At 52.6% G+C, this 15,341-nt stretch carries 17 protein-coding genes and 1 rRNA gene; 7 read left to right on the top strand and 11 right to left on the bottom strand.

Going from position 1 to position 15,341, the window contains the following annotated elements; all coding sequences use genetic code 11:
- From ACFPMF_RS25410 to ACFPMF_RS25395, 4 genes are all read right to left on the bottom strand, one after another.
- Nucleotides 1-123 (bottom strand): 16S ribosomal RNA (locus ACFPMF_RS25410); the annotation flags it as partial.
- A gap of 432 nt (nucleotides 124-555) precedes the next feature.
- On the bottom strand, nucleotides 556-1,842 hold the full coding sequence (gene tyrS, locus ACFPMF_RS25405) for a tyrosine--tRNA ligase (protein WP_379850457.1): 1,287 nt from the start codon (nucleotides 1,840-1,842) through the stop codon (nucleotides 556-558).
- 122 nt (nucleotides 1,843-1,964) lie between these two features.
- Nucleotides 1,965-3,170 (bottom strand): S-adenosylmethionine:tRNA ribosyltransferase-isomerase, encoded by a 1,206-nt coding sequence (locus ACFPMF_RS25400; protein ID WP_379850449.1) that lies wholly within the window; start codon nucleotides 3,168-3,170, stop codon nucleotides 1,965-1,967.
- A complete protein-coding gene (locus ACFPMF_RS25395; RefSeq protein ID WP_379850447.1) occupies nucleotides 3,170-3,679 on the bottom strand; it encodes a hypothetical protein in 510 nt (169 codons plus the stop codon). The genes ACFPMF_RS25400 and ACFPMF_RS25395 overlap by 1 nt, the downstream gene beginning before the upstream one ends.
- A 155-nt stretch (nucleotides 3,680-3,834) precedes the next feature.
- Here ACFPMF_RS25395 and ACFPMF_RS25390 point away from each other — a divergent pair, with 155 nt between their 5' ends.
- Nucleotides 3,835-4,386: a cob(I)yrinic acid a,c-diamide adenosyltransferase gene (locus tag ACFPMF_RS25390; protein ID WP_379850445.1), complete on the top strand. Its 552-nt coding sequence runs from the start codon at nucleotides 3,835-3,837 to the stop codon at nucleotides 4,384-4,386.
- Between the two features lie 164 nt (nucleotides 4,387-4,550).
- Nucleotides 4,551-5,621, top strand: a complete 1,071-nt coding sequence (locus ACFPMF_RS25385; RefSeq protein WP_379850443.1) for a branched-chain amino acid aminotransferase — start codon at nucleotides 4,551-4,553, stop codon at nucleotides 5,619-5,621.
- An 82-nt stretch (nucleotides 5,622-5,703) separates the two neighbouring features.
- Here the strand turns inward: ACFPMF_RS25385 and ACFPMF_RS25380 are convergent, their stop codons facing one another.
- Together ACFPMF_RS25380 and ACFPMF_RS25375 are read right to left on the bottom strand one after the other, a co-directional pair.
- Nucleotides 5,704-6,267 carry a hypothetical protein gene (locus tag ACFPMF_RS25380; protein ID WP_379850441.1) on the bottom strand — a complete coding sequence of 188 codons (564 nt, stop codon included), beginning with the start codon at nucleotides 6,265-6,267 and terminating at the stop codon, nucleotides 5,704-5,706.
- Nucleotides 6,268-6,306: 39 nt separating this feature from the next.
- Nucleotides 6,307-6,921 (bottom strand): Cj0371 family chemotaxis-regulating polar lipoprotein, encoded by a 615-nt coding sequence (locus ACFPMF_RS25375; RefSeq protein ID WP_379850439.1) that lies wholly within the window; start codon nucleotides 6,919-6,921, stop codon nucleotides 6,307-6,309.
- Nucleotides 6,922-7,091: 170 nt separating this feature from the next.
- Between ACFPMF_RS25375 and ACFPMF_RS25370 the strand changes: the two genes are divergently transcribed.
- Together ACFPMF_RS25370 and ACFPMF_RS25365 are read left to right on the top strand one after the other, a co-directional pair.
- Entirely contained in the window at nucleotides 7,092-8,204 is a 1,113-nt protein-coding gene (locus ACFPMF_RS25370) for a hypothetical protein (protein ID WP_379850437.1), read from the top strand.
- Nucleotides 8,205-8,267: 63 nt separating this feature from the next.
- Nucleotides 8,268-8,852 carry a hypothetical protein gene (locus ACFPMF_RS25365; protein ID WP_379850435.1) on the top strand — a complete coding sequence of 195 codons (585 nt, stop codon included), beginning with the start codon at nucleotides 8,268-8,270 and terminating at the stop codon, nucleotides 8,850-8,852.
- Nucleotides 8,853-8,960: 108 nt separating this feature from the next.
- Here ACFPMF_RS25365 and ACFPMF_RS25360 read toward each other — a convergent pair whose 3' ends face one another.
- Nucleotides 8,961-9,890 (bottom strand): hypothetical protein, encoded by a 930-nt coding sequence (locus ACFPMF_RS25360; protein WP_379850433.1) that lies wholly within the window; start codon nucleotides 9,888-9,890, stop codon nucleotides 8,961-8,963.
- A gap of 84 nt (nucleotides 9,891-9,974) precedes the next feature.
- The gene (locus tag ACFPMF_RS25355; protein WP_379850455.1) at nucleotides 9,975-10,220 is read right to left on the bottom strand and encodes a hypothetical protein; all 246 of its coding nucleotides are present in this window, start codon (nucleotides 10,218-10,220) and stop codon (nucleotides 9,975-9,977) included.
- A 91-nt stretch (nucleotides 10,221-10,311) separates the two neighbouring features.
- Between ACFPMF_RS25355 and ACFPMF_RS25350 the strand changes: the two genes are divergently transcribed.
- Nucleotides 10,312-12,276, top strand: a complete 1,965-nt coding sequence (locus ACFPMF_RS25350) for a sialate O-acetylesterase (protein WP_379850431.1) — start codon at nucleotides 10,312-10,314, stop codon at nucleotides 12,274-12,276.
- Between the two features lie 70 nt (nucleotides 12,277-12,346).
- On the opposite strand, the gene ACFPMF_RS25345 is transcribed toward ACFPMF_RS25350, so the two are convergent.
- The 3 genes from ACFPMF_RS25345 to yidD all read right to left on the bottom strand — a co-directional run bounded on the left by ACFPMF_RS25345 (nucleotide 12,347) and on the right by yidD (nucleotide 13,544).
- Complete coding sequence (locus ACFPMF_RS25345) at nucleotides 12,347-12,709, bottom strand: DUF4174 domain-containing protein (protein ID WP_379850429.1); 363 nt, start codon at nucleotides 12,707-12,709, stop codon at nucleotides 12,347-12,349.
- A gap of 103 nt (nucleotides 12,710-12,812) precedes the next feature.
- On the bottom strand, nucleotides 12,813-13,190 hold the full coding sequence (locus ACFPMF_RS25340) for a co-chaperone GroES (protein ID WP_379850427.1): 378 nt from the start codon (nucleotides 13,188-13,190) through the stop codon (nucleotides 12,813-12,815).
- Between the two features lie 144 nt (nucleotides 13,191-13,334).
- Nucleotides 13,335-13,544, bottom strand: a complete 210-nt coding sequence (yidD, locus tag ACFPMF_RS25335; RefSeq protein ID WP_379850425.1) for a membrane protein insertion efficiency factor YidD — start codon at nucleotides 13,542-13,544, stop codon at nucleotides 13,335-13,337.
- A gap of 146 nt (nucleotides 13,545-13,690) precedes the next feature.
- On the opposite strand from yidD, the gene lgt reads away from it, so the two are divergent.
- Nucleotides 13,691-14,536: a prolipoprotein diacylglyceryl transferase gene (gene lgt / locus ACFPMF_RS25330; RefSeq protein ID WP_379850423.1), complete on the top strand. Its 846-nt coding sequence runs from the start codon at nucleotides 13,691-13,693 to the stop codon at nucleotides 14,534-14,536.
- A 102-nt stretch (nucleotides 14,537-14,638) separates the two neighbouring features.
- Nucleotides 14,639-15,268, top strand: coding sequence for a transposase (locus ACFPMF_RS25325; protein WP_379850421.1), 630 nt, complete (start codon nucleotides 14,639-14,641; stop codon nucleotides 15,266-15,268).
- The last annotated feature ends 73 nt before the right edge of the window (nucleotides 15,269-15,341 follow it).

Here is a 15,341-nt window from a genome sequence, read left to right as displayed (position 1 = left end):
GGTAGGTTGCTTACGCGTTACGCACCCGTACGCCACTAATGCCCCGAAGGACATCCGTTCGACTTGCATGTATTAGGCCTGCCGCTAGCGTTCATCCTGAGCCAGGATCAAACTCTCCATTGTAAATAAAAACTAACAATTGTACTTGTCAGGTCGTCGCCTGTCTCTTGGTATGCTGTTCTGTCCATCACGTCAAAGAACGTATTTTCCTCGTTTGGAAAATCGATGATCGAAACCGGCCGAAACCGTATCAATCGAAGTAATTTGTTTCCCTTAATTTGGGACTGCAAAGGTAGCGGTTTGTTTCGAAGTTTGCAAGAAGATTGAAAAAAATATTTTTACTTCTTTTTTCGTCTTCCCGACCCCTAACTGACTAATAACCAAAAGGTTAGCTAGTTTCGCTCCCGGTGTCTTCCCTGATTTGGGACTGCAAAGTACCGCATTTTTTTCCCCTTTGTCAAGAACCACATCGAAAATAAACCGGCAACTTCTTTCCTCGTTGAAGTAGGCACTTCGTTTTCAAGAAGTTACCGGTCTAAAATTTTTTCAAAATAATTACGAACGCTTAATCAGGTGGTTTTTTTTGCCCTTCGACACTACCAGATACCGATCCTGCAACCATTCCAGCTCGGTCAGGGCCGTTGCATCGGTAACCTTCTGTTTATTCACACTAACCGCATTTTGCGCCAGTGCCCGCCGGGCTTCGCCTTTCGACGCGTAAATTTCGCCACGGGTTGCGATAGAAAGTAACTCTACGATATCCTTCCCGGCTTCCAGGTCGGCTTTCGAAACTTCCGTTTGGGGTACGCCTTCAAAGATGATGTCAAATTCATCCGCCTGAATAGTCCGTAAGGTATCGATCGTGGCTTTTCCAAAGAGCACCTCTGATGCCTTGACCGCCAGATCATACCCGGCCTGCGAGTGCACCCGGATTGTTACGTCCTTCGCGATGGCTTTCTGCAGAATCCGCAAATGCGGGGCTTCGTTATGCTGACGCTCCAGTGCCTCGATTTCCTCGCGGGATAAAAGCGTAAAGACCCGAATCAGTCGCGGACAGTCGGCATCCGTAGCGTTAAGCCAGAACTGGTAAAACTGGTAGGGCGACGTCATTGTTGGATCCAGCCAGACGTTGCCCCCCGCCGATTTTCCAAACTTGGTCCCGTCCGCTTTGGTAATCAATGGGGTCGTTAGGGCAAAAGCCTGGTATTCCTCGCGACCTTCCTTCCGCCGGATCAGTTCGGTACCGGTCGTAATATTGCCCCATTGGTCGGAGCCGCCCATCTGAAGCCGGACTCCTTTGTTTTTATAAAGCCAGTAAAAATCGTACCCCTGAAGTAACTGATACGAGAATTCCGTAAAGGAAAGACCGGTTTCCAGGCGTTTTTTGACCGAATCTTTTGCCACCATATAATTAACGGTGAGATGCGTTCCTGCTTCCCGCAGAAAACCCAGAAAGGATATTTCCTTGAACCAGTCATAATTGTTGACCATTTCGGCCGAATTGGCACTGTCGTCGAAGACCAGAAACCGGGTCAGCTGCGCCCGGATGCCCTCCTGATTGTGGCGGAGGGTTTCTTCGGAAAGAAAATCGCGCTCGGTCGACCGACCGGATGGGTCGCCAATCATACCGGTGGCCCCTCCCACCAACGCAAAGGGTTTGTGCCCGGCCCGCTGAAAATGCACCAGCAGCATAATCGTCGCCAGGTTCCCGATATGCAGCGAAGCCGCCGTGGGGTCGAAGCCAATGTAACCGGCGGTGGATTCTTTGCGGAGTTGTTCTTCCGTACCGGGCATCATGTCCTGCAACATGCCCCGCCAGCGGAGTTCTTCAATAAAATCAATCATTAGCCTTTAACGGTGAAAGAGTGAATGAGTGAAAGAGCGAACTCCACCCTTACTATATAATAGAATGTTGTTTCTCCTTAACTCTTTCGGTGAGCAAAGTTAGGTACAAAGATAGGGTTTCAGGGCAAAAGCAGGGAGGAGTCCCCATAACTTAAAAACCGGTAGTCATTCTGGAGGGCTTCCTGGTAGATTGCCCGCCAGTTTTCGCCGACCAAAGCCGCTACCAGCAGGATCAATGTTGAACCGGGTTGGTGAAAATTGGTCATCAACCCCTCAACGATCCGAAACCGGTAACCGGGCAGGCAATAAATACCGGTATGGCCAATGACCTGCGATTGCCCGGTTTCCAGAAGTTCATCCCAAACCGCCCGCACTGCGTCGGTTTGGGATGGCAATTCGGCTTCCGGAAACGCATAGGCGTACTGCTGATCCAGAAAAAACGGCTCCGGCTCCTTTTTTAACAACCGAACACCAAACCAGTACAGACTTTCCAGCGATCGCAGGGACGTGGTTCCGACGGCGATCACCGGGCCGCTATGGTTCAGGAGATTTTCCAGATTTTGGCGGGTATACACCACCTGCTCGGTATGCATGGCGTGCTGCCGAACATCGGATGCCTTGATCGGCTGGAAGGTTCCCGCCCCGACGTGCAGCGTCAGGTAGTCGGTCCGGATTCCCTTTTCCCCCAATCGGCTAAATACTTCCGGCGTAAAATGTAACCCGGCCGTGGGAGCCGCCACCGCGCCCTCGATCCGCGAATAAACGGTCTGGTATGTTTCCTTATCGGCTTCGGTTGCGTCCCGGTTCAGATACGGCGGCAACGGAATTTTACCGGCTTCGTGCAAAACCGCAGCAAACGATTCCTCACCCGCCCAGGTAAACCGAATGTACGAATGCTCAGCATCGTGCCAGTGAGCCTGGAGAAAGACGGAATGCTCACCAATCCGGATTTCTTTCGACAGGACTTCGTCCGGTTTCCAGCGTTTGCGGTTACCGATCATACATTGCCAGACACTTTCGCCCAGATCCTGCATGGCCTCGGAAACCAGCCGATCGGTAGGAACCGGGTTTAGGAGAAACAGTTCGATAAGCGCACCGGTCGGTTTCTGAAAATGCAGTCGCGCCGGAATGACCCGGGTGTTGTTGAAGACCAGCAAACTACCCGTCGGCAACCGGTCCGGCAACTCGAAGAACGACCGGTGCACAATTTCCCCCCGGCGGTATTCCAGCAGTTTGGAGTGATCGCGCTGGGGCAGGGGAAACCGGGCAATCCGTTCGTCGGGGAGATCGTACTGAAAATCGGCCAGTTGCAACTCCGTTTTCATCAGTCTTCGGCAGTGGGTTTCATCGCCAGACGGATCGGCAGCGAAACGATAACGATTCCAAGAATAGCCGTACAAACCGGTAACAACCACTGATAACCGCTCAGGCTGGTTTCGCCGAGTTGTTTATTCAGTTTACCCAGCACATACAGCGCCAGCGCCATCACGGTATTGACGGCAGCCATCAGACAGTAAAACCAGTCACGAACAATATCGTTCAACTGGGAGCGGTTTTCGACCCAGAGCGGCTGATTCGGAATCGGCAGCGCCGTCCCGGAGACTTTCGGAAACAGCTTCGTCAGAACGTTGATGACCGTGTTGTTGATCAGAAAAATAGCGACACAGCCGTAGAACAGGTAATCGCGGTCGAGAAACAGATCCGGGCGGCTGTCGGGCGTGAACCCCACGGCCACATTGGTTTCCAGAGAAACATACGTATAAATTAACAGGGCGGCAAACCCCACCAGGGAGGCTAGTCGCCACAAACGAATGGCAAACGTGCTAACTTTCATGAAACTTGCTTGGTTGACCTGCGAACAGGTTTTGGCCCGCAAAGGTACGGGCTACAGCGGAGTGTTCCCACAACGGCCTAAAACTAGACCGAAGAATTCTTTGAAAAACTCTGCGGGTCATTCCTGATCTTTGCACCAAAGCAGCCGACTATTCCATGAAAATTTACACCAAAACCGGCGATAAGGGCCAGACTTCGCTGATTGGCGGACGCCGGGTCAGCAAGGCCCACCAGCGAATCGATGCGTACGGAACCGTCGATGAATTGAACGTTCTCATCGGTTTGGTCCGCGACCAGCCGGTGAACGAACACTGGAAAGCCCTGCTGAAGGAAATTCAGGACCGGCTTTTTACGATTGGGGCCGAACTGGCCACCGATCCGGAAAAAACCGTCAACCAACCGCTGCCCGCCATCCGGGATTCGGACGTCACGTTGCTCGAACAGGCCATGGATACGATGGACGCCAAACTCCCTCCGCTGCGGGCTTTTGTCCTGCCGGGTGGTCATCCATCGGTTTCGTTCTGTCACCTGGCCCGCACGGTTTGCCGCCGGGCCGAGCGACTGGTGATTGCCCTCAACGACGAAGAACCGGTCGATCCGCTGGTGATTCAATACCTCAACCGGTTGTCGGATTATTTATTTGTCCTGAGCCGAAGCATGGCGCAGGAACTCGGGGCGGAAGAGGTCGTCTGGCAGCCGCGGGTGTAGCCCAAAGACCGTTCGTCACGGCATTTTGTAAAAATTAAAACCGCTGAAAAAATAATTAGCACAACAACTAATTTTTATTGGACACTTCCTGAAGTTTTCTCTACATTTGCTGACTATCAACCCGCTGACGACATTTTTAGTTGCCAGAATTGCTACCTACTATTATGACGACCGAGTTAGTAAACATCGCGCTAAGGAAAACCGAACGCTCCCGGATCGAGGAGGTCGATTTCAACAACCTGCCGTTTGGCAAGCATTTTTCGGACCATATGTTCGTGGCCGACTTTGTGGACGGACAATGGCAAAACCTGCAAGTGGTGCCATTCAGTGAATTTACCTTCAGCCCGGCGCTATCGTCCCTGCACTACGGTCAGTCGATTTTCGAGGGCATGAAAGCCTATAAAAATGAAGCGGGTGAAGTGCTGCTGTTCCGCCCGCAGGAAAACTGGAAACGGATGAACGAATCGGCCAAGCGGATGTGCATGGCGACAATTCCGGAAGAGGTTTTCATGGGGGGGCTGGAAGCGCTGCTGCGGATCGATGCCGACTGGGTGCCCAATACCCCCGACAGCTCGCTGTACATCCGGCCTTACATGTTCGGAACCGATACCTATTTGGGCGTGGCTCCTTCCAAAACCTACCGGTTTTGTATTTTCACCTGCCCGGTGGGGGCCTATTATACCAAACCGCCGAAACTGAAAGTTGAAACCGAGTACATCCGGTCGGCACCGGGTGGCGTGGGCTACGCCAAGTGTGCGGGCAACTACGCCGGATCAATGTACCCGACGCTGCTGGCGCAACAGGCCGGTTACGACCAGTTGATGTGGACCGATGCCGTTGAACACAAATACATCGAAGAATCGGGTACAATGAACATCATGTTCGTCATCGACGGAAAACTGGTAACACCGGCTACCTCCGATTCGATTCTGAAAGGCGTCACCCGCGATAGCATCGTACAGGCTGTCCGGAGCTGGGGTATTGAGGTCGAAGAGCGGAAAGTATCGGTTCAGGAAGTGATCGAAGGCATTGAAAGCGGTCGACTGACCGAAGCGTTTGGTGCCGGAACCGCCGTGGTGGTTTCGCCCTACTCGCTGATCGGTTTCGAGGGAAAAGACTATATGCTGAACGAAGTTCCGGCTGAAAGCTCCCTGGCCAAACGAATTTTCGATTACCTGAGCGATGTACGCACCGGTAAAGTTGAAGATACCTTCGGCTGGATGTATAAAATCTAACGCGTCCGCAAGACGGATTTTGATTCGGGGTGTCAGCCGGTTTTCAAAAACCGGCTGACACCCCGAATGCTTTCAGGCGGCTTTAAACCCCGGGAGTGCTGCCGAATGTCAGTTTCAGCCCGAAATCCTTGCCTTTGGAAACATCGGTGAGCGTCACGCGATCCTTCCCGGCAATCTTCCAGCTTTGCTGCGCTGGTTGGCCGTACTGACGGGTAAAGTAATCTGTCAGCTCCTTCGTATGTTCGTCAACGGATTTCCGGTTGTTCAGGTAAATATCGACCTGGATGCCCGACACTTTTTTGTTTTTATCCAGAAAATACTGAATATCAACCGATTCCAGGTTTTCGTATTCGATGGTATACCCGAGGTGATCGGCATCTTCTTCAAACGGTTCGGCTTCTTCTTTCGCTTTCACATCCGAAACCGCATCACCCAGCTTGACGCCCCGAAACAAACCGTCGTTTGGCCCCATCAGTTTGGCCAGCCAGTCGCTGGGCGTCGCATCCTGCTCCGAATCCGGGCGGTTGGTCGTCATTTCCGTACTGTCCGCTGGTTTCGTAGCCTCCGATGATTGTTGATTAGTCTGGCAGGCATTCAAAAAAAGCGCGGCTATCAACACCGCAAAACGGGTACAGGTATACCTCATAGAATATAGATTGGTCGGTTACGTTTGGTAGTCGGAATGTTACGACGAAAACCCGCGCGAACGCCCTCCGCCAAAGAAGCCGCTGCGACCGCCCGACGGGCGGCTGATCCGCGACTTCTGTACGTTCTCACCGATGCGATTTGCCCGTTCAAAGGTTTGCGGGTTGTTATACACCCCGGATCGGTAACGGGAATCGTTTGCAAAACCGGAATTGTTCGACCGGCCCAGCATGTAGCCCAGCGTGCCCCAGAGCAGGACGTTGGACAAACCACTTTGGTGGTGATAAGCCGACGGATTATTAAAATACTGCCGGGTTGACGAATCGGATTGCACCAGTCGCCGGGCCGCATCCACGCTGAGCGTGTCGCGGTGGCCGTCGGCGTAGTTCACAATGGCCCCGGCCTGTTTCGGATCAACTTCAACTTCGTCGGTTATTTTAAAATTACCGGGACTGGTTTCGGTAATATAGGTCCGAACGCCTTTTCCAAAACGCTCCGATGCGCCGGAACCATCGGCCTGCTCGGTTTCCGAGTCATTCGAACCGCCACAACTTTGCAAAACCGCCGAACCGTTCAACAAGGCGAGCGTCAGGGTGGTACCGAGCGTAATGTCTTTGACCCGGCGTAAAATGGTGTATTTTCGAAAAGGTGTCATCTTCTTAAAGGACTGTCGTAGAGACGAAACTACGGAGAACGGCGGGTGGTTGCAAGAACTTACCGGATGAATGGAAAAAAGTGGTTAAAAGATGGCGGTTCGAAATTATGAAGGGACACCTGTCGCCGAAAGCGCCAAAGTTGTGAAGAGATGCCGTATTTTTGGGCGATATGGTTGATCGTACCACCTTTGTCGAACAGGTTCTGAATCGAATTTCCGCCCTTCAGGCGGAAAATACCGCCTTTTTTCCGGCGGGTTTACTGCCTTCGTACCGCATGAATCCGCTCGTGCTCGGTTATCACCGCCCGGATACCAATGTGTTTTTTACGGCCATTACGGTTTTTGTTCTGCAACAAGTCCGGTCGCGGCTGGCCCCGGTTTTTCAGAAAAAAATAGACGACATTGTCCGGGCCGCTGTCCGGCATTACCCGGATTTTCAGAACAAAGACGGATTAAAGACCTATAATTTTTACAAAACGCCCCGGAAAGGCCGCCCTTCCGGCCACTTCCCGAACGGACGGTTTCTTCACCGCATCGAGCATTTCCGCCTGCCCGACGACGCCGATGATACGGCCATGATTTACCTGACCGGCAACCCCTCGCCCGACGATCTGCGCTGGCTCAAACACAAACTGACGCAACACGCCAATCTGGCGACGCGGCAGGTGGAAGACAGCTATCCCGAGTACGTGCATTTAAAGGCGTATTCGACCTGGTTCGGCAAAAACATGCCGGTCGAGTTCGACGTCAGCGTCCTGTGCAATTTGCTTTTTTGCATTTACCACTACCAGTTGCCCCTCAATGAACACGATTACGACAGCCTGACGTTCATCCGGTCGGTCGTCGAAAAAGGGTATTACCGCACCGACCCGTTTCGCTGTTCGCATTCGTACCCGCGGGCGGCCCTGATTCTGTACCACATTGCCGGTTTTCTGGCGGCTTTCCGGCCCGAACCCCTGGAGCCGATTCGCCCTCACCTGATTCGGGATGCGTACGAGTTGCTGGCTGAGGACCTGCCCGTTCTGGACCGGGTGATTGTGTCCACGTCACTGTTACAACTGGGCGAAAAACCGCCCCGCATCGACGTGGCGGCCATTCCAACGGAGGAAATCCAAACCTATTCCTTCTTCATCGCCGGTATGCTGACGGCCTCCCAGAATCCGTTGCTCAACCGAATGGCGCGTTCCCGGCTGGTCCGGATGGACTGGACCTGCGAAGCCCATTCGCTCGCCCTGCTGCTCGAATACGTGGTGTATTCCGAATCCGAAACGCGGAGTGAATAAGAAAACGGGCGGTTTTTTCCTAAATTTCGAACTTTAGCTTTTAACAAATAACCTGATTTCCGTATGAAGACGTATTTACGCACCGTGGTAACGATCTGGGTGATGAGTTGTGTGGTATTCAGTTCCTGCCAGAGCCTGGAAGGGCCCGAAGGACCGCAGGGCCCCCAGGGACCGGCGGGGGCCACCGGTGCCAAGGGCGACAAAGGCGATAAGGGTGACAAAGGGGCCGACGGGACGGCCAATGTGCAGCAGATTAATTTTACAGCCCGTAGCCACGAAGGGATGACCGACCTGTTGTTGCCGCTGCCGCAAGCCATTACCCGTGACATTGTTGAGAAAAGTGCCTTTTATGTTTACGTCAAACAATCGGTTCCGAAAGCCAATAACGAAGAAGATAACTTCTGGTTTTCGATTCCTGGTCAAACCCTGAAAGGCAATGAGTATACATTTTTTGTCTACCCCGGAAACAGCCAGACCCTGGCCGGTGTGTTTCTGCGCCGGACGGTCAATTTTCAGGTCGGCAATGAATATTTTGAAGCCATCCGCATAGTGGTTGTCACCGCCGACAAGATCAGCAATGGCCGGAAAGCTGCCATCGATTATAGCAAGTACGAGGAGGTGCGGAAGGCGTATAATTTGCCGGAGTGAGAGCAGAGCACTCCCGAATGTCCCCACTTTTATGGCTAAACTACTTCTATCCTGCCGATGACCCGTTCCCGAACTTCGGCAGGACGGAAAGTTGTACCTCAACAGGCTTTAAAGCGTCAATAGCTTCGAATACGTCGTTATTCCTACCCGTTTCCAGGGATATGGATACATCTTTCCGCGAAGCTTTTTCACTTCGGCCAGGTAATCCTGACGAAAACCGGCTTTAATGAGAACGAACGCAAAATAATTCCGCGCAATGGGTGCCAGCAGGCTGGTATCATTTTGTTCCATAAATTGCTGATAGAGCCTTTTAATGGAAGCTTTCGTTTCATCCCACTGAAAAAATGTTTTATAAGCCTCATAATCTCCCTCTAAGTGATGGTTTTCCCACTGATTGATTAGCGAAAGTAGGGCAAGCGTAATCAAGACCGGGCTATCGTTTTGATACGTTTCAGCAAAGGCGGTCATATCTTCAATCGAACCGCCCCATTTTGGAGTAAGCGAATTGATCAGGGCGATGTGCCCTCCCAAATGCGTTGGTTCTAGCTGCTTCAATCTGTCAAATAGCTCCCTGGATTCTTCCAGCGGTAGCTCAAGGCCCATATAGACAGGCAGAAGGGCCGATAGTATAGTAGGATCGGCGGGATTTAGAAATTCTGCTTTCTGTAACGATTGACGGGCAACCATCAAATGCTCGAAAAAGCGAGTCGCCTGATCGTCAGTTACCCGATGAGCTAACTGGTTCGTTCGATGTTCCCAGGCAATCTGCGTATGAACTACCCCATTGCATAGGTTGGCTAGTGATGAATCCGGCACCTGCTTGACCCACTCCCGGATGAAATCCCGACAGGCGGCCGCTTCTGAAATCCCGGCAACGATCAGGCTGCGTCCCTCCCACGCTACCTGGTTATAGAGCTTTTCCGCCTTATCAAATTGTCTTTGCCTTACTAATTGACGAAAGTCATTTGCTTTACCATACCCTAAGGTTGCATCCGGCTCGTCGTCGGTATTTCCGAATAGTTTTTTAAAAAATGACATGGGTTTAGGTGGAAAAACAATATGACTTGCATTGGACCTACTACCCGGGCCTTGGGGACAAACCTCCCTATACTCATTCCAGGCCTAGTTCAGCAAATCATCCGGCAGCAACGGCAGGTACGGCATCAGCGGTTCGGTGGAGGTAAAAGCGGATAACCGCAGGAGCCGGCTGCCGACCGCATCGTACTGCAATTCGACGTAAAAAAGATCCAGCGCGTACAGCAGAAAAACATGGGCCTCTTCGTAGCGATTGGCCAAAACCGATCCCCGGAACCAGAGTTGTTCCTGCTGATGGTCGTGGGGGAGCGTCAGAAAATCTTCAAGCTTCATCAAGGTGATAAACACGTTCGGCTAAATATCCGTATTTTTCCGCCCGAATCAAGCTTTTTTCCTCAAATTCCTTTTCCTAAATCCATTCGATATGTTACGCTTTGTTCGTTACGCGGCCAGTATGGGGTTTATCCTGATGGCTTTGCAAACGTGGGCCGAGGTTCGGTTGCCCAAAGTTTTTAGTTCCCACATGGTCTTGCAGCGCCGGAAACCGGTCCCGGTTTGGGGCTGGGCCGATCCCGGCGAGAAAGTAACCGTCCACTTCAACAACCAGACCAAAACCGTCAAGGCCGACAAAAGCGGGAAGTGGACGGTTCGGCTGGACCCGACCGAAGCCGGTGGGCCGTATACGATGACGGTTCAGGGCAAGAAAAATACGGTCGCCTACGACGATGTGCTGGTGGGTGACGTCTGGATCTGTTCGGGGCAGTCGAACATGGAATGGCCCCTCAAAGCGTCGCGGGATGCGGCCAAAGAAATCAGTGAGGCCAATTACCCGCAAATTCGCCATTTCAAAGTGCCACACGACCTCAGCCTGGCGCCTAAAGACGATATCATGGGGGGCGAATGGAAACGTTGTACCCCCGAAACCGCCGGTGATTTTACGGCCGTCGGCTATTTTTTCGCCCGCGAATTGCAAAAGGAACTCCCGAACATTCCGATTGGCCTCCTCAATACGTCCTGGGGCGGAACGCAGTCGGAATCCTGGACGAGCCGCGAAGCCATGGACTCCTTCGACGAATTCAAACCGGTAGTCGCCAGTATGCCGAAAACCCTCGACGATGTGAAGAAACAGCGCATGGACCAGTTGCAGACCCAGATCACGAAATTGCAGGGTAATTTACCGAATGCCGACGAAGTGAACCAATGGTCGTGGGCGGATTTTAACGACGCCAGCTGGCAGACGCTGCGCCTGCCCGATCTTTTCGACCGCAAAGCCATTCCCGGTTTTGACGGTGTCGTATGGTTCCGCCGGGACCTTACGGTACCCGTAGAACTGGCCGGAAAAGAGATGACCCTTCAGTTAGGGACGATCGACGATGCCGACGAAACCTATGTCAACGGCGTTAAAGTGGGCAGTACAGGGGATAAAGGCATCCAACGGAGTTATACCATACCCGCGGGAACCCTCAAAGCCGGTCGGAATATCATCGCCGTACGGGTGGACGACCTCGGCGGTGGGGGCGGTTTTTCGGGAAAGGAAGAGCAACTGAAACTGTCGGGCCACGGCAAAGACCTGTCGCTGGCGGGTGACTGGAAATACCGGGTAGCCGATTACAGCCGTAATGCCCCGCTGATCAACCCCAACCTGACCGGTACGATTCTGTACAACGCCATGATTGCCCCCCTGATTCCGTACGCCATCGAAGGGGCTATCTGGTACCAGGGTGAAACCAACGCGGGCCGAGCCTACCAATACCGCAAAACGTTTCCGCTGATGATCAACGACTGGCGCAGCCGCTGGGGGCAGGGCGATTTTCCGTTCCTGTTCGTTCAACTGGCCAGTTTCAATGCGGCCAACGGCACCAGCGCCAATGGCAGCACCTGGGCCGAACTGCGGGAAGCCCAGACGATGACCCTCAGCCTGCCCAATACCGGCATGGCCGTGACCTCGGACATTGGCGAATCGAAAGATATTCACCCCAAAAACAAGCAGGACGTGGGTAAACGACTGGCCATAAACGCCTTAAAAACCGTCTACGGCCAAAACCGGGTGTATTCCGGGCCGGTTTTCAAGTCGATGGAAGTAAGTGGCAACAAAGCGGTTCTGACGTTCGATCACGTAGGAAGCGGGTTGGTGGCTTCCGATAAATATGGGTACCTGAAAGGGTTCGAAATTGCGGGAGCCGACCAGAAATTTCACTGGGCCAAAGCCGAAATCCAGGGCGATAAGGTGGTGGTGTATGCCAACGAAGTACCGAATCCGGTTTCGGTACATTACGGCTGGGCGGACGATAACGGAGAAGTCAATCTCTACAATAAGGACGGTTTTCCGGCCGTTCCGTTCCGGACCGATACCTGGAAAGGGATCACTGAAGGAAAGCAGTTCAAGTAAAAACGAAGCGCGGTCCCGGCCAGATTTCCGGGACCGCGCCATTGCGTTACGGCTTGCTGATCTTCGCTAGTCACATCGACTGGTCATCCATCAGCCGGAATAATTCCGTCGGCTCAACCGGTTTTTGGAAGGTATGTTTCACCCCGCCATCCTTGCCGATCAGCCAGCCCTGAAAATTGTTGGAAGGCAGCAGCCTAAAGGGCTCCTGCATCAGAAACTGGCGGTCGGGTTCGGGCAGATCATACCCCACCAGGGCAATTACATCCAGCTCCCGCTCGGCCAGTTGCTCCGTCTGCATATGCAGAGCCTCCTGTTGCTCAATCAAAAAATGCTGGGTATTATAATTGGCATACAGCACCAACACGCGCCGATTTTCCCGCTTCTCCTCCAGGATCGCTTTGAGCGATTTTGTTTGAACACCAATACTTTCCATCGTTCCTCATAAAGTTATACTACTCGTATAGCCTTCAACCATCCCGTGGGCAGAGTGTTCAAAAAACCGGTCATAAATTCAGCTTTCGACCTACTGACCCGGATTACTCAAACAGGTTTTCGGAGCGCTCCAGCAGCAGAATCGCCGACTGCGGAACAATGTTGTATTTCTCGCCTTCGTATTCCAGTTCGATCGCATTGCGTTGCAGGTAAATAGCCAGATCGCCTTCCTGCGCCTGAAGAGGCATATATTTTACTTTTTCTTCGGTTTCTTTCCAGGGTTCATCTTCCACGGGGGTCGGAATGGGGTAGCCCGGTCCCACTTTGATAACATACCCACTTTGTACCTGTTCTTTATCCAGTACGGTTGCCGGTAAATATAAACCGCTGTTGGTCCGATCGTTCGGATTCTTAGGTTTAATCAAAACCCGGTCGCCCACCACCAGCAAGCGTCTCAATCGATTATCTGCCGTTATTTCCATTTTAGTTAGTCGAGAGTCTTTTTTTCGGTCCGCTCAGTTGGTAGACCTCCTCAACAAGAATCAGGCTATCGCCCGCCGACCACCGGCATCCCGACAAATTGTCAGTTCCGGGCCGGTTTTATAGAATTTTACTACCTGCCACGGTCAGGGCACCGGATCATAGCCACTGCCGCCCCACGGATGGCAGCGCGCGATTCGTTTCAGGCCCAGTTCACCGCCTTTCAGCGGGCCATACTTCTGAATCGCTTCAATCATGTACTGCGAACAGGTTGGCGTATACCGGCACGCATTGGGCAGGTAGGGCGAGATGGCTCCCTGGTAAAATCGGACAAATCCAATCAATACGGTTTTCATAGTTGGTCACTACTCCTTCGTTAATTCTTTTCTATCTTTGCCTCCGCTCCGAAACGAACCGGTTTCTGAACGAGCCGGACCGTTCCGGAGGATTCAAACCCTAAGTGACCCGGAAGGGTCAATACTTTAACACCGCCCGAAATCGAATGCTTTCCTACATCATCTGGGACGTAAATCCCGAACTGTTTTCCATCGGCACTTTTTCTGTTCGCTGGTATGGCCTTCTGTTTGCACTCGGTTTTTTACTGGGCCAGCAAATTATGCTGTATATTTTCAAGCGCGAAGGCAAACCCATCACCGACATCGACGCCCTGACCATTTATATGGTGGCGGCTACGGTATTGGGGGCCCGTATTGGCCACTTCCTGTTCTACGAACCCGAAGTACTGCTCAAAAACCCGCTGGAAGTTATTCTCCCCCCCTACCGGGGCCTGGCCAGCCACGGCGCGGCTATTGGTATTCTGGCCGGTTTGTGGCTGTATTCCCGCCGGGCCTCCAGCCGGGCGACGAATCAAACCTTCCTTTGGGTCACCGACCGCATCGTTATTGCCGTGGCGCTGGGCGGTTGTTTCATCCGGCTGGGCAACCTCATGAACTCCGAAATCGTCGGCCGACCGACCGACGTTCCCTGGGGCTTCGTTTTTGTTAACAACACGGAGTATCTACAGATTCCCCGGCACCCGGCGCAATTATACGAAGCCATTTCCTGCTTTTTCATCTGTCTCTTTCTGTTCTGGTTCTGGAACCGCTACAAGCAGAACACTCCCCGGGGCAGTTTGCTGGGGATTTTCCTGATCGGGGTTTTCGGCCTGCGGTTTTTCTACGAATTCCTGAAAGAAAACCAGGTCGAGTTTGAAAACTCGCTGGCGCTCAACATGGGCCAGATTCTGAGCATTCCCCCCGTGCTGGCCGGCATTGTCCTGCTGGTCGTCAGCTTCCGGAATAGACCGTCGTTGCCCGATCCGGTCAGAACGCACCAGCAACAGCGGTAATTAGCTATTATTTGCCGAAGGCTCAAAAATGGGTACGGATTAGGCGAAATACTTCTTTCTTTGTTTTCGCAATATTTTCCGATATAACTACTTCTTTTACCCATGAAACTGATTCAATCAATACCGGTCTTCCTGCTCGCCACAACGCTACTCATGAGCTGTGGCGGCAGTAAGGATGAAGAAAAAACCGATTCCGAGGACGACGGTACGTCCATTTCGGCCAGTGCAAGCGTGAAGGCCCTCGAAAAGATGGCGGAACAGGCCGAAGAAATGCAAAAAAAAGGCCCGGTTGAAACCGTTGATTTCCGAAAACTGAAAGAACTCCTGCCCGCCGACGCCGACGGACTAACCCGCAAGGAAGCCACCGGCGAGAAAAACGGCATGGCCGGTTTCAATATCTCCACGGCCAAAGGGGAATACCGCAACGACGACGACAGCCAGTCCATTGAGGTCAATATTGTCGACGCGGGCGGCACCGGTGCCCTGATGGGGTTAGCCGCCTGGTCGATCATCGAGGTTGACAAAGAAACCGAAAATGGTTACGAAAAAACGACCAAGTTCGGTGATTACAAATCCTACGAAAAATACGATAACGGCAGTAAATCCGGGGAAATAGCCGTGTTGGTCAACGACCGGTTCATCGTAACGGCCAAAGGCACCGGGGTTGAAATGGCCAAAATCAAAGCCACGCTGGAAGACGTTGGACTGAGCAAGCTGGCGGAGATGAAATAATCGTATCCACGACCTCCTGTCTTTGCGACCGTAACGCGTCTGCCCAAGCAGGTAATCGAAAAAACCGCCCGTC

Source organism: Larkinella bovis, assembly GCF_042655385.1.
GTDB lineage: Bacteria > Bacteroidota > Bacteroidia > Cytophagales > Spirosomataceae > Larkinella > Larkinella bovis.
Note: the sequence above shows the minus strand (reverse complement) of the source record. Positions and strands in the feature narration are given on the sequence as shown.